We start from the raw sequence: 22,443 nt of genomic DNA, 5'->3' as shown, positions 1-22,443 counted from the left end.
GTTAGTGGTTAGTGGTTAGTGGTTGGTTTTTCTTCCTTTTCTCCCTTGTCCCCCTTGTCTTCCGCAGTTCACAAAGTCTGATATGAATCCTGAAATTGCTTGTCATCTATGGGAATTACTTTGGCGAGAATATAGCAGTAGGGTAAGTTATGCTCAAACCTACGCACAAATGATCACTAAAGCAGGCGGTACTGTTGCTAATGATCACATCGCCTTTCGGTCTTTACGTATGACTGTGGATAGTCCACAGGGTAAAGTCAATTTGGGAATTGAGTATTTGGGGGAAGTTGCCGAAGCTTTAGGTTATGAGGTGGCTGGAGAGTATAGTTTTAGTGAAACCCATCTCTATGCTCGTCATTATCGCCATCCGCAACAAGAAGAATTTGACTTACCCAAGTTGTTTATTAGCGAGTTGATTGTAGATCAATTGCCAGAAGAGACTATTCAACTCATTCAACAAACGGTAAAAGGTGTCAATTTACTCAGTCCTTCGGCAATATTTAAGAATTTTGATGATAATATAAAACGTCTTGCCAAGGAACTGTGGAAAATTTTTACTTGCCCTTGGCAACCTCCCCGACGTTCTGTAGTAGAACAGGTGAATAAAGTCACTCAATATGGTGCTTGGGTATTATTGCACGGTTACGCTGTGAACCACTTTACAGGCTATGTGAATCGCCAAAATACCCCAGAATATCCAGACATTGATACTACCGCCCGTCGTTTGGAGAATTTAGGCGTACCGATGAAACCAGAAATTGAAGGGGATGTTGCTTGTGGTTTACGACAAACAGCAACGCAAGCAGTAACGGAGATAGTAACAGTATTGGATGAATTGACTGACACAGAAATTCAGATTCCTTGGACTTACGCCTATTATGAAATTGCCCAGCGCTACATGGTGGAAGAATCAGGTAAACAAGTATTGTTTGATGCTTTTTTAGGCAGAAATGCCCAACAGTTGTTTGAAATGACTCGAATACAGAATTAGTTTGTTGTTGGTTGTTTGTTGGTTGTTGTTGGTAAAAATCACCAACAATTAACTATTTTGATCTGGAATTTTATCTTTTGATAGTTGATACGATTCCAAAATGCCACTGCGAATTATTAATTGTGGCCAGATTAATAAGAAAAAACCCATCCATGTAAGCACAGGAATGGCAATCAGAACTGTTAGCCACACTGTCTTGAATATTACCCAGCTTGCACTAATTAGCATTGTACCTGTGAGCAGGATAGACCAAGGCTGACACCACCAAGGTTTGAATTTCCAGGGACTTATAGATTTGCGTTCAGACATTTGCTTCAGTTCTCAGTTCGGTAAGACTGGGAATTCACTGTTGCTGGTAATGGGTAATAGGGAAGAAAACTACCAATTACCAATTACCAATTACCAATTACCAATTACCAATTACCAATTACCAATCACTGATTTAATTGGGTTTCCATTTTTCTAAGGTTACGTATTCATTCTGGATGATATCTAAAACTTGGATATCACCACTCGGACTTAAGACACGAAACCAATAAATCGTATCAATGTAATCTACATGATTTTCATATACTTGAACTGTGTAGTAGGGTGCTTCTGGAGTTGGAGAACCATCAACCATCGCTGCAACACGTATTTTTCCCTTTGATAGTCTTTCGATTTCTCTGGCTTTACGTTGTACTTGTGGCAGTTTCCAAACTAAATTGAGGGCTGTTTTTTCGTCAATGGCTTGAGTAGCCTGAGAAATCTTGATAGGTTGAGGGGGTTTTTGCTTAAGCTGAAAATATTTACTGTGACTCTGAGCAATGGTTGAATTACACGTTAACCCGATGAGCAAGGAAGCCATAAAAGGATAACATAGCGATCGCTTGATGAAGTTACCCATAAGCACAGTTGTTTGCTGTTGTTAAAAGTTGGTTTTAATTCGTAACATTTCTATTTTCCTCTATTTTTCTACTATTTCCCGCACTAACTGGGCTAATTTCTCTGCACTATCAGCAGGTGCAATAGTTTTAGCTTTTTCTCCCATTGCTTTTAACTCTTGTGGTGACTGTAACAATCGCAAAACTTCTGTTTGCAATTTCTCAACTGTCAATTCTCTTTGTTGAAACATCAACGCTGCACCCACTGAAGTAAATACTTGGGCATTATAGGTTTGATGATCTTCCGCTGCAAACGGATAAGGAATTAAAATTGCAGGTGTGCCGCACACTGCTAATTCTGTTAAACTACCTGCACCAGAACGACTGATGGCTAAATTTGCCCGTTGCAGTAACGCCGCCATGTTGTTATAAAAGGGCAGAGAAATATACTGCGGATGTTTTAAATTTTCTGCATCTGGATCTTTATCTCCAGTCAAATGCACAACCCAAGCACCAGCATCAAACCAAACTGTTGCACACTCACGCACCAACTTGTTAACAGCGACTGCGCCTTGACTACCACCAAAGACGACGATGACAGGTACATTCTCTGGAATACCTAAATCTAGTGATGAGGCGACACCCGGTTCTAAAAATTCCGAACGTACCGGAGTACTAGTGTAAATCGTCTGGGCGCGGGGTAAATACTTCGCAGCAACTGCAAATCCTAATGCTACTGCATTGCACCAAGGACCGAAAAAGCGGGTGACTTTTCCTGGGAAAGCATTTGCTTCGTGGAGAATCACGGGGATACCTAGCGATCGCGCCGCAATCACCGCCGGTCCAGCAATATATCCTCCTGTGGTAAATACTCCCTGAAATTGACCATTTTGTAAAATCTTTCTAACTTTAAGAACGGAACCGACTAGTTTACCTAACGTCAGTAGCGATGATATACCAAAACCTTTTTGAAATCCTTCAACAGAAATAGTATTCAATTTATACTGTTGGGGGACAAGCTGAGTTTCTAGCCGATTGGGTACACCTAACCATTCGATTTGATAATCTGGCAATTCTTGCGCCAATGCGATCGCTGGAAATAAGTGTCCACCAGTTCCACTTGCTGCTATCAATAATTTTGTTGCTGCGTTTACCATCTACCCACTACCATGTCAACGCTTAGTTTCACTAAGATAAAACAATTTCCCTACCTTGTTGTAAACTGTTTCGGAAATTAATCTGCAACAGCTTTACATTCATGGGTTTGATTTTAAGATGGAAATTTCTTTTGTAGTCAAACTACCAACCTAATACCAATGCGTAGACTGATTCTCCTACTCTCGAAACGCCAATCACGCTTTGCATCCAGCCATTGGCTACTTTTGCTACTACTGACTCTCGGTTTTACTGCTGGTTGGAAATGCGCCCAAGCTAGTACACCCACTAACGCACCCCCCCAACTCAAAAACCTCTTGACGCAAATTGATACAGCAGCAAACCAGCGTAATGTCAAAGCGGTAATGCAATTCTACAGCCCCAGTTTCAAGCACGGGGATGGATTAAACTATCAAACCATGGAACAAGCTTTGAATGCGCTTTGGAAACAATATCCCCAGCTTAGATACAGTACACAATTGCAATCGTGGAAACCTCAAGGTAATGTGATCATTGCCGACACAGTCACAAAAATAACCAGCCTACCTTCCCCAAACAATAATAATATAGCTCTATCAGCCACAATTACCTCACGACAGCAAGTTTCTGGGGGAAAAATCCTTCGTCAAGACATTTTGTCCGAACGTACCCAAGTTACTTCTGGCAGTAAACCACCCCAAATTGATTTTAAATTGCCACAACAGGTAACAATCGGTCAGCAATATAACTTTGATGCGATCGTCCAAGAACCCTTAGGTGAAGATTATATTTTGGGAACAGCTTTGGAAGAACCAATCCAAGCAAACAAATATCTCAGCCCTACACCCGTAGACTTAGAATTACTTTCATCTGGTGGACTTTTCAAAATTGGTAAAGCACCCATGACTCCTGGTAGTCAATGGGTATCGGCGGTGATTATGCGCGGAGATGGTATGACAATGATCACTCAACGAATGCAAGTGGTGAAAAAATAATATTATGTCCGCTTGAGAACTAATACTATCCGTCGAGGTCAGTAATGGGTAATGGGTAATGGGTAATTGGTGATCATGAGTTATTTTTTCACCATGCCCAATGCTCAACCTCCAAGCTTTATATCATAAGCAATTAGTCGGACATGATATAACTTGTCAATAATCCAGAGTTTTTACCAATGACCATTGATACTTAACACCAGTCCTTTCAAGGTGAGTAAAAAATCTGCTTTCATTACCCAATTTTTCCAGATTCGACTTAGTGTCTTAGTGTCTTGGTGGTTAATAAATATTTCTTTTTTCACCACAAAGACACCAAGACACGAAGAAAACTTATTGCTTAGGTTTACACAACCAAAGAACTAACCCTTGACAATTGACCAAAAATGCTTTTTCTACAAAATCAAATCGTTCTGATTACCGGCGCCAGTAGTGGTATTGGTGCTGCTTGTGCGACAGTATTCGCTAGTGCTGGGGCAAAACTGATTTTAGCAGCGCGACGTCAGGAACGTTTGCAAGAGTTGGCAGATAGTCTTGTCGAAAAGTACCACAGCACATCTGAACAGATACATTTATTACAGTTAGATGTACGCGATCGCTCTGCTGTAGAATCTGCTATTTCTAGTCTTCCCCCTGCTTGGTCAGAGATTGATATTCTCATCAATAATGCTGGTTTAAGTCGTGGTTTAGATAAACTGCATGAGGGCGAATTTGCAGATTGGGAAGAAATGATTGATACCAATATCAAGGGTTTACTTTACCTCACCCGCTATGTTGTACCTGGGATGGTAAGTCGCGATCGCGGTCATGTGATCAATATTGGTTCGATCGCTGGCTATCAAACTTATCCTGGTGGTAATGTTTACTGTGGTACAAAAGCTGCAGTCAGAGCGATTTCTGAAGGTTTAAAACAAGATTTGTTGGGAACTTCGGTGAAAGTCAGTTCTGTTGATCCCGGTATGGTAGAAACGGAATTTAGCGAAGTGCGCTTTCATGGTAATACAGAACGCGCCAACCAAGTTTACCAAGGAGTAACTCCCCTCACCGCCGCAGATGTCGCTGATGTAGTGTTTTTCTGTGCCACTCGACCATCCCATGTCAATATTAATCAAGTAATCTTGATGCCTGTTGACCAAGCTAGCACAATACTTGTAAATCGTCGTAGATGATCAAAAGGGATCGGGGATCGGGACTGACTTGCAAGTAACCTCACCCCGTCAAGAGAGTACACCCCTCTCTTTGGTAAGGAGAGGGAAGGGGTGAGTGAGGTTTTTCATGACAAAGCTCGTGAAGCTTGTTTCATCGAGACTGCCTTCTGAATTAAGATAACTGGATTGTTATACTTATGGGAAATACTGCTAACGCGGAAAAATCAGGATTGACAGCATTGACGGCGATTAACATAGCCAAGGTTTTGACTATTGTCTTGTTACTAATTTATAGCTTTGTTTTTGGTATCCAAGACTTCCGACAAGTAATATATCTGTGTCTGCATGTCAGCTACTGTCTCTGGTGGTTGCTGGAACAGTGGCTTTTCCCCCAACGTCGACAGATATTTAGTGAACCTGTAGGGATTGGTGGGTTAATCTTGTCCCTCTTATTTGTCGGTGCTTTTTATTCATTACCAGGATACCTAGCATTTACTAATCCTGTTCCCTTATCAGCGATCGCTACTGCTGTCGCATTACCTTTATACATCTTTGGCACTCTTATCAACGCCACCGCCGATATCCAAAAACTGACAGCCAAGCAATACGGTGCAGAATTAGTTCGTGACGATATCTGGCGCTTTTCCCGCAACATCAATTACTTTGGTGATTTGTTGCGGTATCTGAGTTTTGCAGTTGTAGCTGGTTCTGTTTGGGCTTATTTAGTTCCAGCAGTGATATTAATTATTTATTTGCAGCGTGTTTCTCAAAAAGAACAGTCTATGTCTGTCAAGTATACAAACTATGCTGATTATCAGAAATCTAGTAGTCGTTTAATTCCGTTTGTTTGGTAATAATGACCAACCATATCATGTCCTTTTGAAGACTTATCATATCTGTGAAGGTCGGTAATTGGTAATTGGTAATTGGTAATTGGTAATTGGTAATTGGTAATTGGTAATTGGTAATTGGTAATTGGTAATTGGTAATTGGTAATGAGAAAAATCAATTACCTGTTACCTACAAGACCAACTATATCGTAAGTAATTAGCCGGACTTGATATCATTCCTTTATCGTACAAGAAAGCGGACCCGTCCGTGGGGTCAATCCAAAATCCAAAATCGGATGACACATTTCCATCAAGTTACAGCAATAAAAAGTCGGGGATCTTGTCTGGAGTGAATGATTGAGGAACAATTACGTTTTTTAGCCCCGACGATTAGAAGTTTGAGGTTCTAAGCGAGAATTTTTGAGTTTCAAACAAAAACGTTGAGGTTTGAAGGGAGAATATTGAGGATTTGCGGGTGTAATTGCAGCCAAAAATTGTTCCAGTCGATGATTATGGGGATTTGTATGAGTGTTTGGAAAGCGATCGCTCAAAATTTCCCAATCAAAAATCCAAAATGGCATTGATTTGGTTTATTTGCTCTTGTGTACACTCTCGTAATAGTAGAGAATCATTGCAGCTGAAAAATTAGGTATTGAGTTCATCCGATAATTTTTATGAGAGTTGCAGTCTTCAGCACCAAGTCTTATGACCGCGAATTTTTGGATGCAGCAAATGCAACAGCCCAAGCAAATCATGAGTTGGTTTACTTTGACACTAGACTCAACCCGAAAACAGCTTCTCTGGCGGCTGATTTTCCAGCAGTTTGCGCTTTTGTCAATGATGATGTGGGTACTGAAACCTTAAAAATTTTGGCTGCACAGGGTACTCGTTTTATAGCACTACGTTCTACTGGTTTCAACAATGTAGACCTAAAAACAGCCGCAGAATTGGGAATTAAGGTAGCACGAGTCACGGTTTACTCTCCCTTTTCTGTGGCGGAACATGCTGTTGGTTTGGTTTTGATGTTGAATCGCCGCCTGTATCGCGCTTACAACCGAGTGCGGGATGATAATTTTTCCCTAGAAGGGCTACTAGGCTTCGATTTGCATGGTAGCACCGTCGGCATTATTGGTACAGGCAAAATCGGGATTATTTTTGCTCAAATTATGCAGGGATTTGGCTGTCATTTGCTGGGGTATGATGTATATCCCAATCCCAAATTTGAGGCGATCGCTAATGCGCGTTATGTAGAATTACCAGAGTTATTCGCCAAAGCAGATATTATTTCCTTACACTGTCCTCTTACACCCGAAACCTATCATTTAATTGATGCAAATGCGATCGCGCAAATGAAACCTGGTATGATGCTGATTAATACTAGCCGAGGTGGACTAATAGATACCACAGCAGTAATCGAGGGTATCAAATCTGGCAAGATTGGTCACTTGGGTATTGATGTTTATGAACAAGAAGATGAACTCTTTTTTAGAGATTTATCTGATACTGTGATTCAGGACGACGCTTTTCAACTGCTGCAATCATTTTCTAATGTTGTAATTACAGCCCATCAAGCATTTTTTACCCGTAATGCTTTAACTGATATCTCCACTACCACAATCTCCAACATCACGGATTTTGAGCAGGGTCATCCCCTAAAAAATGAAATTTCCTATCAGCCTCTAGTTTCTACCGCTACTTCTAGTTAAGCCAATTAGATCAACCTTTACCTGTTTATTAATACACAAATTTAGTCTTGCCATGCCAGTAGGGTGCGTTATTGCTTCAGCCTTACACACCCTACACCTATCTAAATAACCGTATTCAAGCACTGTCCATCCCAGTCTAAAATAGTAGCCTGAACAAGAATTAACCATAATTTGTGTTTTTATGACTGCTGCTACAACAGTAAAAACAGAGTACGAAGCGATAATTGGTCTAGAAACCCATTGTCAGCTGAATACCAAAACCAAAATTTTCTCTAGTAGTTCCACAAAATTCGGAGCTGACCCCAATACTAATATTGACCCTGTTTGCATGGGTTTGCCAGGGGTTTTACCTGTACTCAACGAAAAAGTTTTAGAATACGCCGTCAAAGCCGGTTTAGCACTCAACTGTCAAATTGCCAAATACAGCAAGTTTGATCGCAAACAATATTTTTATCCTGACCTTCCCAAAAATTACCAAATTTCTCAATATGATCTACCCATTGCCGAACACGGTTGGTTAGAAATTGAGTTAGTAGACCAAGATGGAAACCCCATCCGTAAAAAAATTGGTATCACCCGTCTGCACATGGAAGAAGATGCAGGAAAATTAGTACACGCCGGTAGCGATCGCCTGTCTGGTTCTTCCTATTCTTTGGTAGACTACAACCGTGCTGGTGTCCCTTTGGTAGAAATTGTCTCAGAACCAGATTTACGTTCTGGACAAGAAGCTGCGGAATACGCCCAAGAATTACGCCGGATCATGCGTTATCTCGGTGTCAGTGATGGCAATATGCAAGAAGGTTCACTGCGTTGTGATGTAAATATTTCTGTGCGTCCTGTCGGTCAACAAAAGTTTGGCACGAAAGTAGAAATTAAAAACATGAACTCGTTCAACGCCATCCAAAAGGCGATTGAATATGAAATTGAACGACAAATCGCAGCCATAGAAGCCGGTGAACGCATTATTCAAGAAACACGCTTGTGGGAAGAAAGCACTCAACGCACAATTAGTATGCGAACTAAAGAAGGTTCTAGCGATTACCGCTACTTCCCAGAACCAGATTTAGCACCCATTGAAGTCTCAGAAGAACAATTACTAGAATGGCGAAATGAATTACCGGAACTACCAGCCGAAAAACGCCGTCGCTACGAAGATGAGTTGGGACTTTCAACTTATGATGCGCGAGTTTTGACAGAGGAACGTGCTACTGCTGAGTATTTTGAAGCGGCGATCGCTAGCGGTGCGAACCCCAAAGCAGCTGCAAACTGGATTACTCAAGATATCGCTGCTTACCTCAACAAAAATAAACTCAGTATTACCGAAATTGCTCTTACACCTACCAATCTCGCTGATGTCATCAGTCGGATTGAAAAAGGCAAAATTAGCAACGCCCAAGCTAAAGAAAAATTGCCCGATTTACTAAGTGGTGTTGCTCCCGAAAAAGCGTTTGCAGGTCAAGAGTTAATCACTGACCCCGATGTTTTAGAACCCATCATTGATGAAGTGATTGCTGCAAACCCCAAAGAATTAGAGAAGTACCGCAACGGTAACGTCAATCTCAAAGGTTTCTTTGTCGGACAAGTCCTGAAAAAGACCAACAAACGCGCTGACCCCAAGCTGACTAACCAATTGGTAGAGAAGAAGTTGAATGCTTAGGGATTGGGGTGATGGGGTGATGGGGTGATGGGGAGTGTGTAGACGCGCTTTGCGCGGCTTCCCGTAGGGTGGAGTGCAATATTTTCCTTGTCTCCCGTGTCCCCGATCCCTTCCCTCACAGATACTTTTACAATTTTTTAATAAATCAATTCAAAAAAGGGGTGTCACCCCTCATGCCTATAATGCTATACTGTGCTAGTTAGATGCACCCTGATGATCTGGAGAGCTGCCCAAGTGGCTCTCTTTTTTTTATGATTAATTTTTACTCAGGTTATTTACTGGGTATCTTTGAAGAATTAAAATGGCAAAACAAACTGTTGTTCTCCCCAATAGTGCATTTACGGAGATTTTTCAGGAAATTTTGATAAAAAACTCAATAGGGGGTGTTGCCCCACATCCCAGATGTGATATATTGTGATAAGTAGATGCACCCTGATGATCTGGAGAGCTGCCCAAAAGGCTCTCTTTTTTTATTTTTGTTGCGATCGCAGTACGATTTAGCAACTATCAACACAAAATATTTTTCCTCATTATTTCCTTATTACCTTTGCTACATCCAGTCGTTTAACTAGAAACAAAAGAAGTTCATTGAGGTGTATTGCCCCTCACCCCAAACATGGTATACTATGCTATATAGATGCACCCTGATGATCTGGAGAGCTGCCCAAGTGGCTCTCTCTTTTTTTTGGTTAGTTGTTGGTAGTTGGTGGTTATTTGCAATAAGTAACAACCAACAAACAACAAAAGCTTGATATAATCGCCAGTCAACCGGGTAATAGTTGCAAGGGGAAAATCATGGCAGACTGGCATGAAATTACTGGTGGTGTGACTGCACCGAGAGGATATCGAGCAGCTGGGATTAAGGCAGGATTAAAACCTTCGGGGTTGCCAGATTTGGCATTGATTTTATCAGATGTAGAAGCGATCGCCGCCGGAGTATTCACAACCTCTCAAGTGAGGGCGGCGTGTGTAGATTATTGTCGCCAACGTCTACAAGTTAAGCACAGCGCCCGTGCTATTCTCTGCAACGCCGGACAAGCAAATGCTGCTACAGGTGAGCAAGGCTGGCTAGATACCTTAGAATCTGCAATGGCGATCGCTCAAGCCTTGAATATCTCCAGTGACTCTGTGCTACTGGCTTCGACTGGGGTAATTGGTCAGCGCATACCGATGGATAAACTCAAAGCCGCAATTCCCCAACTAGTCGCAGCACTATCAGAAACTGGTTCCGATGCTGCCGCAGGTGCAATTATTACTACAGACTTAGTACCAAAATCAATCGCCCTAGAAACAACAATCAGCGATCGCCCAGTCAGAATTGGTGGTATTGCCAAAGGTTCTGGCATGATCCATCCAAATATGGCCACAATGCTAGCATTTGTCACCTGTGATGCCGCCGTTTCCCCTCATCTTTGGCAGCAAATGTTAACTAGAGCAGCAGATAAAAGTTTTAATGCGATTACTGTTGATGGCGATACGAGTACTAATGATAGTTTAATCGCCCTTGCCAATGGTGAATCCCGCACCCCAGCAATTACCGAAATGGGACACGAAGCCGAAAAATTAGAAGCGATGTTAACAGCAGTATGCCAGCATTTAGCAAAAGCGATCGCTCGTGATGGTGAAGGTGCAACTTGTTTGATAGAAGTACAAGTCACTGGTACACAGGATGAACAAGCAGCACGTCAAATTGCCAAAACTATTGCAGGCTCATCTTTAGTCAAATCTGCGATTTTTGGCCGTGATCCTAACTGGGGACGCATTGCTGCTGCTGCGGGACGTGCAGGTGTGCCTTTTGAACAAGAGAACCTTAAAATTCAGTTAGGGAATTTTTTAATGATGGAAAATGGTCAACCCCTAGCTTTTGATCGCAAAGCAGCAAGTGAATATCTACAAAAAGCAGCTGCGGGTGCGTATCTCAAGGAAGATACTGTGTTAATTTCTGTAAGTGTTGGTAACGGTCATGCTTCCAGTAAAGCTTGGGGTTGTGATTTAAGTTATGACTATGTGAAAATTAACGCTGAATATACTACTTGAAGATTGGGATTTGTTTCAGTTGCAACCCTCATTGTGGTATCATTAGGAGTTATTTTTATGTTTCAATTCTGATGTTAGCTTTAAGCGCGAAGTTTATTTCAGCGCTTAACAAGTGTGGAATTCGTTTTAATTCTTGGCGTTGCACACATTAGGGATAAAGATTGAACCACTAAGTCACGAAGACACCAAGAATAAAATTTTATTTTGTAATAGCAAATACATTCATCCCGTAAATATGCAACGCCCAATCCCTAATAGGGATTTGTGTTAGTTGCAACGGCAGATTGTAATATTTTCCTTTGAGCGATCGCAGTGTCAAGGGTGACCCGGAAAAATCACCTCAAAAGCTTGACTGGTGAGAGTTTTAGACATTGCGCCAATCTCTGATGAGATGTGAGGAGTTCAAACCCAGAACTGACAAAGCTTTCAAGTATAAAATGTTCCTCTGTGTGTCAAACACCTACAGGTTGGCGCAATTAGGGAAACTCAATATTTCCCATTGATGATCATTAATTATTATCTGATTAAAAAAGCTTTGAAGTTCGCTTTCTGCCAAAATGCCAATTGCTAGGTCAGTGATCCTGTTATTTTCACTCGTTTTTGTAGATGATATTAGATAGATCATTAGGGAGCATCTTATGAAAATTCAAGCGTTTGGGCAGTATGTGGCTAATATCGATAGTGATGGCCGTGGCAGTGGCAGATAAAAAGACTATCAATAATTGGGATGATTTTAAGGTGTTGCATGATTTTGGGATGATAGCGGATAAAATCTCACCCCATCGATTTTGTGGAGACGTTGCAGTGCAATGTCTCTACATATTTTGACAAATTACTGTTGATGATTTTCGTCCCTTCGAGGCTGTAACCCCATTTTAAGAAATTTTTTGTTAACAACTCGATTATATAAGTTATGAGGCTAATTGCTTACAATATTACGCTTCGCTGTTGGTTATTGGGCATTGGAAAATTATCAGTATCTTAATTACTCATTACCAATTACCCATTACCTATATGGTCGAGATTGCTTTTCATATTCTCAATCGCAAAATGCGATCGCACACCTTTTTTAGCAATATGACGTTTGAGGTAAATATATGCGATCGCGTCTAACTCACCATTTTCCTCAGCAACTGCTTCTGCGCGAACAGTATTTTCTTTTCCTGGTTCGTTAGAATAAACTGCTATCAGCTAATTTATTCAGTCTGAATTTGTCACCTACGATATCAATATCTGGTGAGTAGTTGTGTCTGTCCATGCATTCCAATAATATGATTGACTAGTTGTTAACTCTAGTTAATCAACTTGAACTGTTGGCTCTGTATAGCCTAACGTAGATATGCAGTAGCTTTTTGATGAATTATCAGGAAGATGTTTGTGTCCAAATTGACAGATTAAAATTTAACCTTTAAGGGGTGCTATATACCGAGCTTGAATTAAGTTACCTGGAGATACAAATCGTGATTATTTCGGCGGGGAAAATTAACTTGATTGATAAAATCAAGTTATTAGATTCATGGGGAAATAACAAAAAATCTATTTTAAATTCCATAGCTTTACTTATGGAACTTGCTCATTTATGACTTATTCTTCCTTCTAATTTTATTAAATTCTCTGCACAACTAATTGCTGGCGCTATAAGGTTGCAGTACCCTTGCGAGGTTTTCGATGGATTGGATTAGCTTACTCAAAGCTCAACAAGCTGATTTCCTTCAACGGGTGAAAAAACCAAGGACTCATGACGTATCTTTGCTGGAAACTCAAGTCAGAGGTTGCCACACTGAAATCATGACATTTTCAGGCGAAGCACTGGAAAAAATGTTGACAGTTGCTTGTCAACAAGCAGAAATTCTTGGTAAAAATCCACCTCCTACACCACCTGATTATCCAGAATTTTCCGATTGGAATATACCTTTTTCAGCATACTTTCAGCAGCAAGTAGAAGATTATATTTTGCGAGAGCAAATTGTGGATCAAGTCATGTCTCAACGCTTGGGTAAGTCTGTGAAAAAATTACCACAAGATGCTGTGAAAAGTATGGTTTTAGATGATGAAGGAAATTTACGTGGTGAAAGTAAATTTCCTTATTTATTGGTAGATAATCCCAGAAAGAAAATTCTGGTTTGTGTGGCTGATGGAGAAAGTTTTAATGGTATAAAAAAAGATAAAATTAAATGGTCAGTCATTCAAGAAGATTTAAGAGATTACAGTGTATTAATTTTTGTCTGTTTGTTTTATCCATTTCATGGTGAGAGAGGTTACGAGAAACAAGCGATAGTTACTGGTTTTTTACCAACAAATCAAATTGAATTTAGTGAACCAAAAATTTATGTATCTCCCAGTTACTTGTTGTATGCGGGTGGATTGAGTTGGTATTTAGCAACAGGAATTAGCAAACAAGATACGCCGTCATTATTTGATGAAATGTTTGTGGTAGAAAAAACTCAAACTGTGCCACCAGAACATCCTCTCAAAGGCGTAATCGGTGATTGGGAATGTTGGCAAACACTCAAAGGGCATAGTAGAGGAATAAACTGTCTTGCCTTCTATCCAGGAAGTGAAAAAAGTGGCAATTCTACTTTAGTAGCCAGTGGAAGTCGCGGAGAAACAAAATTATGGGATTTGACAAAGGGAGAACTAGTAGGTACCTTATCTGAGCATCCCTGGATGTTGTCTGGACTAGTAGATGAAGTAAATGCCCTTGCTTTCAGTCCAGACGGTCATACTTTGGTAAGTGCAGGTGCAGATTCCACGATCAAAATGTGGCATGTCGGCGCTAGGGATTTGATCGATATTCTGCACAAACACAATGGCATGGTGCGCTGCGTTATTTTTACTCCAGATGGACGCCTGTTAGCAACAGGAGGAGACGACAGAACAATTTGCTTTTGGGACTTAATGCAACGCCGCGTTATAGTTGCCCTCTCTTTAGATGATACTGCTGCTCATTCTCTAGCTTTGAGCCCAGACGGAGAAATTTTAGTTACAGGCAGTTACCGCAAAATTAAGGTATGGCGAGTTTGCCAACAAGAGGGTAGGACTCCCAATGCTCAATTGTTAAATACTCTGACAGGCCATAGTCATATTGTTTGTTCTTTAGCGATGAGTAGCGATCGCCAAATTCTTGTCAGTGGGAGTCGGGATAAAACCATTAAAGTTTGGCAACTAGAGACAGGGGAATTATTGCATACTCTCAAAGGACATAGAGATGGAGTTTATGCGATCGCCCTTAGTCCCGATGGACAAACTATTGCCAGTGGTAGTGCTGACAGAACGATTAAACTATGGCACTTACAAACGGGTGAATTACTAGGTACCTTTACTGGGCATCTGCACACAGTAACGGCAGTAGCATTTACTACATCTGGAGAAATTTTAGTAAGTGGGAGTTTGGATAAGACGATTAAAATTTGGCAACGAAGTTGAACGAGAAGGGGGAAATTAGACAGATGCATCAGCCTTGGAATTTATTCCAAGGCAGGTCTATTACGCCCTGACAGGTTGAGCAGATATTGGCATCATGGATGGATCGATCACAATTCCTAAAGCCTTCTGCCACACGACGACCGTAATTTATAATAGTCGCCGCCCGCGATCGCTTCAAACAAATCACGGGTTCCATGGTCTGGGTCTTTTCCTTTAACCCGAAGTGCGATCACCCGCTGCCTCAAAATTTGGCTTAGATTTGAGCCTGGGAGATTCAGCCTGTTCTCTCAGGCGGCTAATTCCCCCAATCGCTTATCCACCTCACCTTTGACCTGGGAAATCGCCGCTTCTACTTCCTGTCTCACCATCTCTCTGATATCTACACTCGTAGACACTGTAGACGCAGGTGTAGACGTGCCAAGAATACCCCTGAGCAACCTAGCCGCAGTTTGGTTTAGTGACTCATCCTCGGAAATTTGCAACGCTGACAGTGCTTGAATTTCGAGTTCACTTAGCCGAAACGAGATTACTTTACTAGCCATTGTGTAGACTTATGTATACGTAATTGTATACATAGTAAAGTCTTGTCTACAAAATGTCTACGTTTTTGTAGACAATGTTGTAGACAATTTGTAGACAATAAAATAGAATAATTAGCGATTTCACAAAAGAACAACTATTATGGCTATGGCATTTGCCGAACCGAACCCTAATGAGCCTAATAATCCTGAGTTGCATTCCTCAGCGGATTTTGGGCAAGCAGGGCAAGAGAAAAAAACTTCCCTAAGCTCCCCAGATCAATCTCTACAAAATTCCCCGACTTCAGATGAGGCTGCTTCTTTGCTGCAAAGCCTATCTGAGGATGAGCCAGTTAATCAGGATGCTGAGTCACAAATAGATATTGAAGATCCAGGAGCGATATTTCAAGCTGTTGGGATAATTACCGGGGAAGTTAACTTAACTGAGGACGGTAAAAGCACTGTTACTATCGGTCGCTCTCAATACCCGCTTTTCTATGTTCCGCGCAAACGCAAAGTATTTGAAGCTCTTCAAAAAGAAATAGAAGCAACAGGAAACCGCAATCAACGTTTAGTTGTTTATCCAAAAGCAATTCATTTTCCACGCAAAGAGCAACCGCATCGCATCGCTTTTCAGCTAGTTGGCTTTGACAGAGGGCGAGTTGAAGAAGCAGTTTCAGGAGAGCTACTAGACCTAGAGTTTAAATTCTCAGGACTATGGCAGTTTATTCCTGTTTGTTCTACTCCTTGCATTTCCGTGTTCCGCAACTTTACTCACGAAAGACTGGAATATATTAAGCAAGCCGAACCTGCCCAAAAAGTAAAATTTATGAAGGCTAGCCATTTACCCTTGCTTTGGAAAGATGCGCCAGTCAGACCCTTTAGATTTAATCCCAAAGCTGCTAAAGAAGACCAAGGCCACCCGGCCTTTGTCACCCTCAAAGCGAAATTTCTGCCAGGGCGTGATGTCTTCGGTTTTGTAGCACTATTAGCTCCACCCCAAGAAACTCCACCCAAATTTCTCAAAGCATCCAAAAAGGATAAAGCTACAGTTCAGCAAGCATCTAAGAAAGACAGACCTAGAGTACAGCAAGCACCTAAACCTAAAAAGGATAATTTCGAGCGCAGCCATCCTCAGCAAAAACCAATTTTGAAGAAAAAACTAGAGTTGTGAAACAACCTGTATCAAAGTTTCGCTCGTTGACTGATACTTCTTTGATGGAACAAGAAAATCGAATGACTGCGAGATGTAAAGGTATAAACAAGTTCTAGAATGTCACCAAAAAGTAACTTAACTACCCATTTAATGAGCGATGGTAGACCGATGAATATAATGCCCAAAATTTTACCTCAGGAACATTAGTATTCATCACTTATAGATTAAATAGCAACTAAATACCAATTGGAAAAATGATTGCGACAGATGGATAACTCCAAAGCTTATCCAGTAAATGTTTCACAATCTAAAATCCAATTTAGGGTATAACTACTGTCGTCATTGCAATTTGAAAGTTTTAGAGAATTAGTAATGACCCACAAATACGACCTACTTTGCTAACGCAAGCTTAGAGCGCGTAGCTATGGCTAGCGTTGATGTTGTTTCGTGTATAGTAGAAAGATTTTATCCCTTTCTCCTTTGAGCTTTTTGCGACTTCTACAAAAAGTTTGATCGGCGATCGCTGATCATTATTCTCTCATGGCGGATGGAGGGGCAATTCCCCTCAAACAGCCTCAAAAACTATCGTTTAGGATTTTATAGAGTATAATTTGATTTTTTTAGGAGAAAATCATTGCAGATAAATTTAGAAACAGGTTCAACATGTCCAGTAGTTAAGTATTTTTATACACATAACTAATAAGTATTTATTTATCTACGATCCGTTTCAAGCTGTTTGGTTTATAGGCGAAACAGGAGATTAGGGATATTATTATGACACATAAAATCTCTTTAAGACAGCCCAGGAATATTATTAACGCGCTCGCAGGTTGTTTAACCTTCTTAGCTGCTGTAACAGCGGTCAAAAGCGAAAATCCTAATGCAAAAACACTTGCTTGGATAGTAGCTGTCAGCAGTGCTGCGATCGGCATAGTCAATGAAGCCAGTTCTCATCTCTATGAAGACAATGCCAATAATCAGATAGAAGCTTTTATTAAACCCAAAGATGAGAAAATTGCTGAATTAACCAAGGAAGTAGAGATCAAACTCGGAATTGAGAACCGATTACGGCTAGAGCAGTCAGTTAACAAAAAATTGTTAGATACAGTTGCCAATCTCAAGGCAGAGTTAGAAGTTTATCAAGGTAAAGCAGAAGAAGAAAAGTTATTTGCCGATGCTGTTATAGACAAATTTTTATTCAATATCAAAGAAATTTTAAATTCCCATATAGAACAGTGTATTGAAAAGTTGAAAAAATCAATAGATACCAAACTGAGGCAAATTAAGGATGAAAGAATTATCACTAGATTAAATAAATTTCAGAGCGATCTTGACGTGAAATCTATTCACTATAAAAACTTGATTACACAAATAGAACGCGATGAAAACCTTGGTTTCGTGAATGATACTATCGAAATTTACAGTCGAATTCACGAAGACTTAGCATCTTTGAAAGTTAAATTTATCAGAACATTGAATATTAGCGATCGCTTGAAACTTTACAATGCTGTCAATCAGGAACAAGCCAAAAGCGGGTTAGCTAACATAAGAAATCCAAAGCCTAGCTACGCCCAGGTCTTAGCAAAACTAGAAGAGTCGGAGCGAGTAGCCGCTAAGAATGAGCAATATATAAAAAACGTGATTGCAGAGTTAGAAAAGGCTATGGAGCGGCTAGCTCAGAAAGAAGAGGAAATTAAAGCTCTCAAACGTCCTCAGTATTGGTCTACACCGACTCGTGACGATCAATGGTTAGCAAACATTATTATTGGTTATTTTGAACAGTTAGGAATTATTCTAGACCGCGCTTACAATGATTACGAGCAATGGCAAGCAACTCTATATTTTCACATTGATAGAAATAGACGTTTAATCACAGCAAAAGACCTCAACGAACACTCGCAAAATATAGAACAGCTAGGCTATACACTCAACAGACCCGAATTTAAATTTGATAGTGAATCAGGATTGATGAGTGTTTGGGTACAAATAGCTAGTGATCCTGCTCAGAAAATCATTCCATTCATCAGAATTGCGAGGGATTGATACTCCTTTGGCTAAAATCTTACCGTGGCAGGAACGCGGATTCTCGGTAAGGATTCGTATTCTTATATCTTGCACCAGCCCAAAATACCGCCCTCAAATAAATTTGGGGCTAAAAGTTTAAGTAAGCTCAAAGCTTACTCAGACAAAGGTTAGAAAGAGTTTTAACTCATGGCGTGCTTTGGGTTCAAAACTTTAGTTTCGACCTTGGTGCAAGATGTAAGTATTGTTTACTTAATGATAAGAGGGTTCATTGCATAGTTATTTGACTTCTAAGATGCGATCGCTCATCACCCCACAATCCCGATTTGTTTTAATACGGTCAAAGGTGATCTGCCACTGAACTCAATCGTTAATAATAGTGAAGTGTCCAACAGCGACTAATAGCTGACAGCACTAAACTAAGGTGGTAAATGATGCAAGAATTTTTGGAAGAGCCGCTCACTGAAGAGGAGAGCTTATTACTACAGCCTTTTATCACAAATTCGGATCGTGCTGTCTTTGGTTTGCGGAATTTACCTGAGGTTGTCAAGGGTGCATTGTTCTCCCGCTATAGCCGTAGCGATAAAAGTTTACGGCGTATTCTACTGGATGAGTTTATCAAAGCACCAGAAGCTAGTTTTACTCGCATTGTCGGTGGAGGATCTGACAATAGTGCTGATCAATTAGTGGCGATTCAACAAGCAGAGGCTTTTTACGATCGCGTGTTGATTGGTTATGGTGATGACTCAGTAGCAGAACTAGGAGGCGCACACCTTGCTTGTGAAGGAATTAGTAATATTGCAGCAAAAGCTCTTGAAGACAGTCGTTTAGGAATTTCTCCATTAGAAAAGTCAACAAGATATGTTCCTTTTAATCGCAAAATCAACGGGCGCTACCGCTACTATCGCGAACCGTCTATTATGGCATCAACTCATGCACAGCGTTATGAGGCAACATTAGATTATTTATTCGACACTTACACCGATTTAATTGAGCCTTTGTTGAGTTGGGTACAAGAGCGTACCCCTAAAGATAGGACTACTTCCGAGCGAGCATATAACAATGCAACAAAAGCTAAAACTTTGGACTTGTTGCGTGGTTTACTACCCATGGCAACTCTAACTAATGTTGGATTGTTTGGTAACGGACGGGCATTTGAGTATTTGCTAGTCAAGCTTGCTGCTTCACCTCATCCAGAAGTGCGTATTCTTGGGGCTTCTATGCAACAAGAACTAGATCAAATCATACCTTCATTTGTCAAGCGTGCTAAAACTGAACGAGGCGCTCAATATTCCCGTTACATATCAACAAATTGGAACCGTACAAAATATTTGGCACAACAACATTTAGGGCAAATTCAACCAGCAGCAAGCTCAACTGTGCAGTTAGTCGAGTACGATCCAGATGCTGAGGTCAAGATTGTTGCAGCCATCCTTTATCCTCACACTGATTTGACATGGGAGCAAATTCAAGAATATGTTGTTGGTTTATCTACCCAAGAGCGAGTAGAAATTATCAACACCTATGTAGGCGATCGCGAGTCGCGATTTCATCGACCGGGACGTGCTTTTGAGCAGACCTACTACACATTTGATGTACTAGCTGATATTGGTGCGTACCGTGATCTACATCGACATCGTGTTCTCACACAAGAACGTCAACACTACTGTGTTCGTCATGGGTACGTAATACCAACAGAACTGGAAGAAGCAAACCTTGCCCAAACCTATCGCAAAGCTTTGGAATACGCAGCCGAAACAACCGAGTTGATTAGTCAAGACTTACCAGACGCAGCACAATATGTTGTACCTTTCGCCTATCGAGTGCGCTGGCGAATTAAGTTGAATCTCCGGGAAGTTTATCATCTTGTGGAATTACGAAGTTCGCGACAAGGACATCCTTCCTACCGTACAGTTGCCCAAGAAATATATCAGCAAATAAATGCTGTTCACCCAACATTGGTAGCTAATATGCATTTTGTAGACCTCAATGACTATGCTTTGGAACGATTAGCAGCAGAGCAAAAAATTGATACAAAATTGCAGCAATTAAATCAAAACTAAGCTTCAAGTAGCTAAGTGGATTGGGGGTGGAGTGTGAGGAGAATAAGATAGTAACTAATTCCCCTTTTTTCCCTTGTTCTTGTTGTCTTCCTTTTCCTGTTGTCCCTATTCCACCGATAGGCTCAGTTCGGAATTTTGAGTAGTTTCTGAATTCTGGGTGAAGCGTTGCCAAAAACTCAACATTTGCTCGCCTACCTGTTGCGGATAGAAGTAGTGAAAGAAATGATATCCTTTAGGACATTCCCAGAGTATATCTTCTGGCTTCAACCAGTTCTGCCAGTCTTGCAACTCTGGTGGGCTGACAACTGGATCATTGTTGCTACCACATACGAACATTGGCATAGAAACCCCACCCTTGGGTAAGTGAATCAATCGAAACAGAGAATGGGGTGTGGGAGATTCGTCTAAATCTCTGATCAGAGCAGTCAGTAGCTTTTTGGTATTTGCCGGAGATTGATTGCCAAACAGAGTCCGCACACTGTTTACTAAAACTTGTTCACGACTGAGAGGAAACAAGAGGCGTTGTTGATAATAGTGTGCTTGCCAGGTGTTTGCGCTTTGAGATGCAACAGCCAACAACGATAGCGATCGCACTTTTTGCGGATAGCGACGGGCAAATAATAAAGCGATCGCCCCACTCATACCATGACCAGCCAAATGCACTGGGCGATCGTGCGATTTTAAAAAATCGTACAGCAGTGCTACTGCTGCATCTAGGGAACAAGCTTCGTCTTTAGTTTGAAAGTATTCCCATCGTGCCACCACAACATACTTAGATAGGTACTGAAGTAATGGTTTGTCTAAACCTTTCAAACTTGGACTAGCATTTAACCAAAGAACATTGCAGAACTCAGACATAAATACCTATTTAGATTTCATCTTAACAGTTTTGAATTTTTATTTTTTAGTAATACAAACGCGTATTTAAAAATTTTTTGGCTGACCAATTTAATTAGGAGTTATGAATCTATATCAAGATTTTTGTGTATTCTTTTCTCAAATCGAAGTAAAAATATAGAAAATATTTTTTATCCTCAACTCTTCGATTGAATTAGATAAGCTCATAATTCTATCTTCGCAATGATTAATCATGAATTAAATTTATATATCTAAATAAATCAACTCAGAATTCTGTGTTTAATATTATTCTAAGTCTTAAATTATCAATTTTGGTTTTCTTACTCAAAATTTAAACTTTTGTACAAATAAAAGTTTCATTTTTTGAGACGAATTTAGCTATAAAACACATTTATAAGCAAAAATATTTATATAATTTATTTAATCACGCTTTTACTCGTTCTGGCGTGGATTAACTTTCATTATCTTTATTTATTGGTAGTGGAATAGCCTCACTATTTCTCTGTAAAGTTCATCAAGATTCCAAGTTGGACAACCAATGGTTAAATAACCATACCCGTTAAAAACACTGATATCTGATTGAGAAACATCGTGTAAATTTACTACATTATTACCGAACTTATCCTGACCTGAATCATTTCAGCAAGTGTGTTTCTTGAGAGCCGACCACTAGCGGTGATCGCAATCCGTTATAGCCCTGTTCTGTCACTCTCGGAAAACAATAATCTCATCCAAATTCTGAGACTTTGATTTAATCCGGGTTTGAGACTTTATTTTCTAACAGAAACTAAAATTTGTAGACGAAAAGTGGAAACTAAAGCCCCGTAACCATTTGAGCGATTGGATTCTCCCAAAGTGACAAATGAGGGATAGAATAATCGAATTACCCTAAACCCCGAAAAACCTCACCCCGCCCTATCGGTCACCCCTCTCCTTACCAAGGCTATGGTGTACACACAAATAATCGAATCACCCTAAACCTCAAAAAACCTCACCCCGCCCTATCGGTCACCCCTCTCCTTACCAAGGAGAGGGGCTG

At 40.6% G+C, this 22,443-nt stretch carries 19 protein-coding genes; 12 read left to right on the top strand and 7 right to left on the bottom strand.

Going from position 1 to position 22,443, the window contains the following annotated elements; all coding sequences use genetic code 11:
* Nucleotides 1-82 precede the first annotated feature (82 nt).
* Nucleotides 83-991, top strand: a complete 909-nt coding sequence (locus UYK_RS0117000) for a DUF1338 domain-containing protein (protein WP_009459172.1) — start codon at nucleotides 83-85, stop codon at nucleotides 989-991.
* 48 nt (nucleotides 992-1,039) lie between these two features.
* Here the strand turns inward: UYK_RS0117000 and UYK_RS0116995 are convergent, their stop codons facing one another.
* The 3 genes from UYK_RS0116995 to murG form a co-directional block, all read right to left on the bottom strand.
* Complete coding sequence (locus UYK_RS0116995; protein WP_009459171.1) at nucleotides 1,040-1,300, bottom strand: DUF6737 family protein; 261 nt, start codon at nucleotides 1,298-1,300, stop codon at nucleotides 1,040-1,042.
* Between the two features lie 133 nt (nucleotides 1,301-1,433).
* Nucleotides 1,434-1,877: a hypothetical protein gene (locus UYK_RS0116985; RefSeq protein WP_009459170.1), complete on the bottom strand. Its 444-nt coding sequence runs from the start codon at nucleotides 1,875-1,877 to the stop codon at nucleotides 1,434-1,436.
* Between the two features lie 60 nt (nucleotides 1,878-1,937).
* Complete coding sequence (gene murG, locus UYK_RS0116980; protein WP_016871824.1) at nucleotides 1,938-3,011, bottom strand: undecaprenyldiphospho-muramoylpentapeptide beta-N-acetylglucosaminyltransferase; 1,074 nt, start codon at nucleotides 3,009-3,011, stop codon at nucleotides 1,938-1,940.
* A gap of 159 nt (nucleotides 3,012-3,170) precedes the next feature.
* On the opposite strand from murG, the gene UYK_RS0116975 reads away from it, so the two are divergent.
* From UYK_RS0116975 to UYK_RS0116965, 3 genes are all read left to right on the top strand, one after another.
* Nucleotides 3,171-3,983 (top strand): hypothetical protein, encoded by an 813-nt coding sequence (locus UYK_RS0116975; RefSeq protein WP_009459168.1) that lies wholly within the window; start codon nucleotides 3,171-3,173, stop codon nucleotides 3,981-3,983.
* 386 nt (nucleotides 3,984-4,369) lie between these two features.
* A complete protein-coding gene (locus UYK_RS0116970) occupies nucleotides 4,370-5,152 on the top strand; it encodes an SDR family oxidoreductase (protein ID WP_009459167.1) in 783 nt (260 codons plus the stop codon).
* 176 nt (nucleotides 5,153-5,328) lie between these two features.
* Nucleotides 5,329-5,985, top strand: coding sequence for a DUF1295 domain-containing protein (locus UYK_RS0116965; RefSeq protein ID WP_009459166.1), 657 nt, complete (start codon nucleotides 5,329-5,331; stop codon nucleotides 5,983-5,985).
* Nucleotides 5,986-6,338: 353 nt separating this feature from the next.
* Here UYK_RS0116965 and UYK_RS0116960 read toward each other — a convergent pair whose 3' ends face one another.
* Nucleotides 6,339-6,542 (bottom strand): hypothetical protein, encoded by a 204-nt coding sequence (locus UYK_RS0116960; RefSeq protein ID WP_009459165.1) that lies wholly within the window; start codon nucleotides 6,540-6,542, stop codon nucleotides 6,339-6,341.
* Nucleotides 6,543-6,635: 93 nt separating this feature from the next.
* Between UYK_RS0116960 and UYK_RS0116955 the strand changes: the two genes are divergently transcribed.
* The 5 genes from UYK_RS0116955 to UYK_RS0116930 all read left to right on the top strand — a co-directional run bounded on the left by UYK_RS0116955 (nucleotide 6,636) and on the right by UYK_RS0116930 (nucleotide 14,787).
* Entirely contained in the window at nucleotides 6,636-7,667 is a 1,032-nt protein-coding gene (locus UYK_RS0116955; RefSeq protein WP_009459164.1) for a 2-hydroxyacid dehydrogenase, read from the top strand.
* Between the two features lie 181 nt (nucleotides 7,668-7,848).
* Nucleotides 7,849-9,324, top strand: a complete 1,476-nt coding sequence (gene gatB, locus UYK_RS0116950; RefSeq protein ID WP_016871823.1) for an Asp-tRNA(Asn)/Glu-tRNA(Gln) amidotransferase subunit GatB — start codon at nucleotides 7,849-7,851, stop codon at nucleotides 9,322-9,324.
* A gap of 795 nt (nucleotides 9,325-10,119) precedes the next feature.
* Nucleotides 10,120-11,361 (top strand): bifunctional ornithine acetyltransferase/N-acetylglutamate synthase, encoded by a 1,242-nt coding sequence (gene argJ / locus UYK_RS0116940; RefSeq protein ID WP_016871821.1) that lies wholly within the window; start codon nucleotides 10,120-10,122, stop codon nucleotides 11,359-11,361.
* Between the two features lie 948 nt (nucleotides 11,362-12,309).
* A complete protein-coding gene (locus UYK_RS26270; protein ID WP_157221835.1) occupies nucleotides 12,310-12,474 on the top strand; it encodes a hypothetical protein in 165 nt (54 codons plus the stop codon).
* A gap of 555 nt (nucleotides 12,475-13,029) precedes the next feature.
* The gene (locus tag UYK_RS0116930; RefSeq protein WP_016871818.1) at nucleotides 13,030-14,787 is read left to right on the top strand and encodes a WD40 repeat domain-containing protein; all 1,758 of its coding nucleotides are present in this window, start codon (nucleotides 13,030-13,032) and stop codon (nucleotides 14,785-14,787) included.
* A gap of 28 nt (nucleotides 14,788-14,815) precedes the next feature.
* Here the strand turns inward: UYK_RS0116930 and UYK_RS26265 are convergent, their stop codons facing one another.
* Nucleotides 14,816-14,983, bottom strand: coding sequence for a hypothetical protein (locus UYK_RS26265; protein WP_157221834.1), 168 nt, complete (start codon nucleotides 14,981-14,983; stop codon nucleotides 14,816-14,818).
* Between the two features lie 91 nt (nucleotides 14,984-15,074).
* A complete protein-coding gene (locus tag UYK_RS0116925) occupies nucleotides 15,075-15,329 on the bottom strand; it encodes a hypothetical protein (protein WP_009459160.1) in 255 nt (84 codons plus the stop codon).
* Between the two features lie 139 nt (nucleotides 15,330-15,468).
* Between UYK_RS0116925 and UYK_RS0116920 the strand changes: the two genes are divergently transcribed.
* From UYK_RS0116920 to UYK_RS0116910, 3 genes are all read left to right on the top strand, one after another.
* Nucleotides 15,469-16,479: a hypothetical protein gene (locus UYK_RS0116920; protein WP_009459159.1), complete on the top strand. Its 1,011-nt coding sequence runs from the start codon at nucleotides 15,469-15,471 to the stop codon at nucleotides 16,477-16,479.
* A 756-nt stretch (nucleotides 16,480-17,235) separates the two neighbouring features.
* Nucleotides 17,236-18,504 carry a hypothetical protein gene (locus UYK_RS0116915; RefSeq protein WP_009459158.1) on the top strand — a complete coding sequence of 423 codons (1,269 nt, stop codon included), beginning with the start codon at nucleotides 17,236-17,238 and terminating at the stop codon, nucleotides 18,502-18,504.
* A gap of 413 nt (nucleotides 18,505-18,917) precedes the next feature.
* On the top strand, nucleotides 18,918-20,546 hold the full coding sequence (locus tag UYK_RS0116910) for an FAD-dependent thymidylate synthase (protein ID WP_009459157.1): 1,629 nt from the start codon (nucleotides 18,918-18,920) through the stop codon (nucleotides 20,544-20,546).
* A gap of 105 nt (nucleotides 20,547-20,651) precedes the next feature.
* On the opposite strand, the gene UYK_RS0116905 is transcribed toward UYK_RS0116910, so the two are convergent.
* Nucleotides 20,652-21,404, bottom strand: a complete 753-nt coding sequence (locus UYK_RS0116905) for an alpha/beta fold hydrolase (protein ID WP_009459156.1) — start codon at nucleotides 21,402-21,404, stop codon at nucleotides 20,652-20,654.
* Between the last annotated feature and the right edge of the window lie 1,039 nt (nucleotides 21,405-22,443).

It is taken from the genome of Fischerella thermalis PCC 7521 (assembly GCF_000317225.1).
GTDB classification, from domain to species: domain Bacteria; phylum Cyanobacteriota; class Cyanobacteriia; order Cyanobacteriales; family Nostocaceae; genus Fischerella; species Fischerella thermalis.
Note: the sequence above shows the minus strand (reverse complement) of the source record. Positions and strands in the feature narration are given on the sequence as shown.

Bases quoted from the DNA above. Each gene is read 5' to 3' on its own strand.
- UYK_RS0116960 (WP_009459165.1), bottom strand. From the start codon at position 6,542: ATGCCATTTTGGATTTTTGATTGGGAAATTTTGAGCGATCGCTTTCCA.
- argJ (WP_016871821.1), top strand. From the start codon at position 10,120: ATGGCAGACTGGCATGAAATTACTGGTGGTGTGACTGCACCGAGAGGA.
- UYK_RS0116925 (WP_009459160.1), bottom strand. From the start codon at position 15,329: ATGGCTAGTAAAGTAATCTCGTTTCGGCTAAGTGAACTCGAAATTCAA.
- UYK_RS26265 (WP_157221834.1), bottom strand. From the start codon at position 14,983: ATGGAACCCGTGATTTGTTTGAAGCGATCGCGGGCGGCGACTATTATA.
- UYK_RS0116920 (WP_009459159.1), top strand. From the start codon at position 15,469: ATGGCTATGGCATTTGCCGAACCGAACCCTAATGAGCCTAATAATCCT.
- UYK_RS0116915 (WP_009459158.1), top strand. From the start codon at position 17,236: ATGACACATAAAATCTCTTTAAGACAGCCCAGGAATATTATTAACGCG.
- UYK_RS0116970 (WP_009459167.1), top strand. From the start codon at position 4,370: ATGCTTTTTCTACAAAATCAAATCGTTCTGATTACCGGCGCCAGTAGT.
- UYK_RS0116965 (WP_009459166.1), top strand. From the start codon at position 5,329: ATGGGAAATACTGCTAACGCGGAAAAATCAGGATTGACAGCATTGACG.
- UYK_RS0116985 (WP_009459170.1), bottom strand. From the start codon at position 1,877: ATGGGTAACTTCATCAAGCGATCGCTATGTTATCCTTTTATGGCTTCC.
- UYK_RS0116905 (WP_009459156.1), bottom strand. From the start codon at position 21,404: ATGTCTGAGTTCTGCAATGTTCTTTGGTTAAATGCTAGTCCAAGTTTG.
- murG (WP_016871824.1), bottom strand. From the start codon at position 3,011: ATGGTAAACGCAGCAACAAAATTATTGATAGCAGCAAGTGGAACTGGT.
- UYK_RS0116975 (WP_009459168.1), top strand. From the start codon at position 3,171: ATGCGTAGACTGATTCTCCTACTCTCGAAACGCCAATCACGCTTTGCA.
- UYK_RS0116910 (WP_009459157.1), top strand. From the start codon at position 18,918: ATGCAAGAATTTTTGGAAGAGCCGCTCACTGAAGAGGAGAGCTTATTA.
- UYK_RS0117000 (WP_009459172.1), top strand. From the start codon at position 83: ATGAATCCTGAAATTGCTTGTCATCTATGGGAATTACTTTGGCGAGAA.
- gatB (WP_016871823.1), top strand. From the start codon at position 7,849: ATGACTGCTGCTACAACAGTAAAAACAGAGTACGAAGCGATAATTGGT.
- UYK_RS0116995 (WP_009459171.1), bottom strand. From the start codon at position 1,300: ATGTCTGAACGCAAATCTATAAGTCCCTGGAAATTCAAACCTTGGTGG.
- UYK_RS0116930 (WP_016871818.1), top strand. From the start codon at position 13,030: ATGGATTGGATTAGCTTACTCAAAGCTCAACAAGCTGATTTCCTTCAA.
- UYK_RS0116955 (WP_009459164.1), top strand. From the start codon at position 6,636: ATGAGAGTTGCAGTCTTCAGCACCAAGTCTTATGACCGCGAATTTTTG.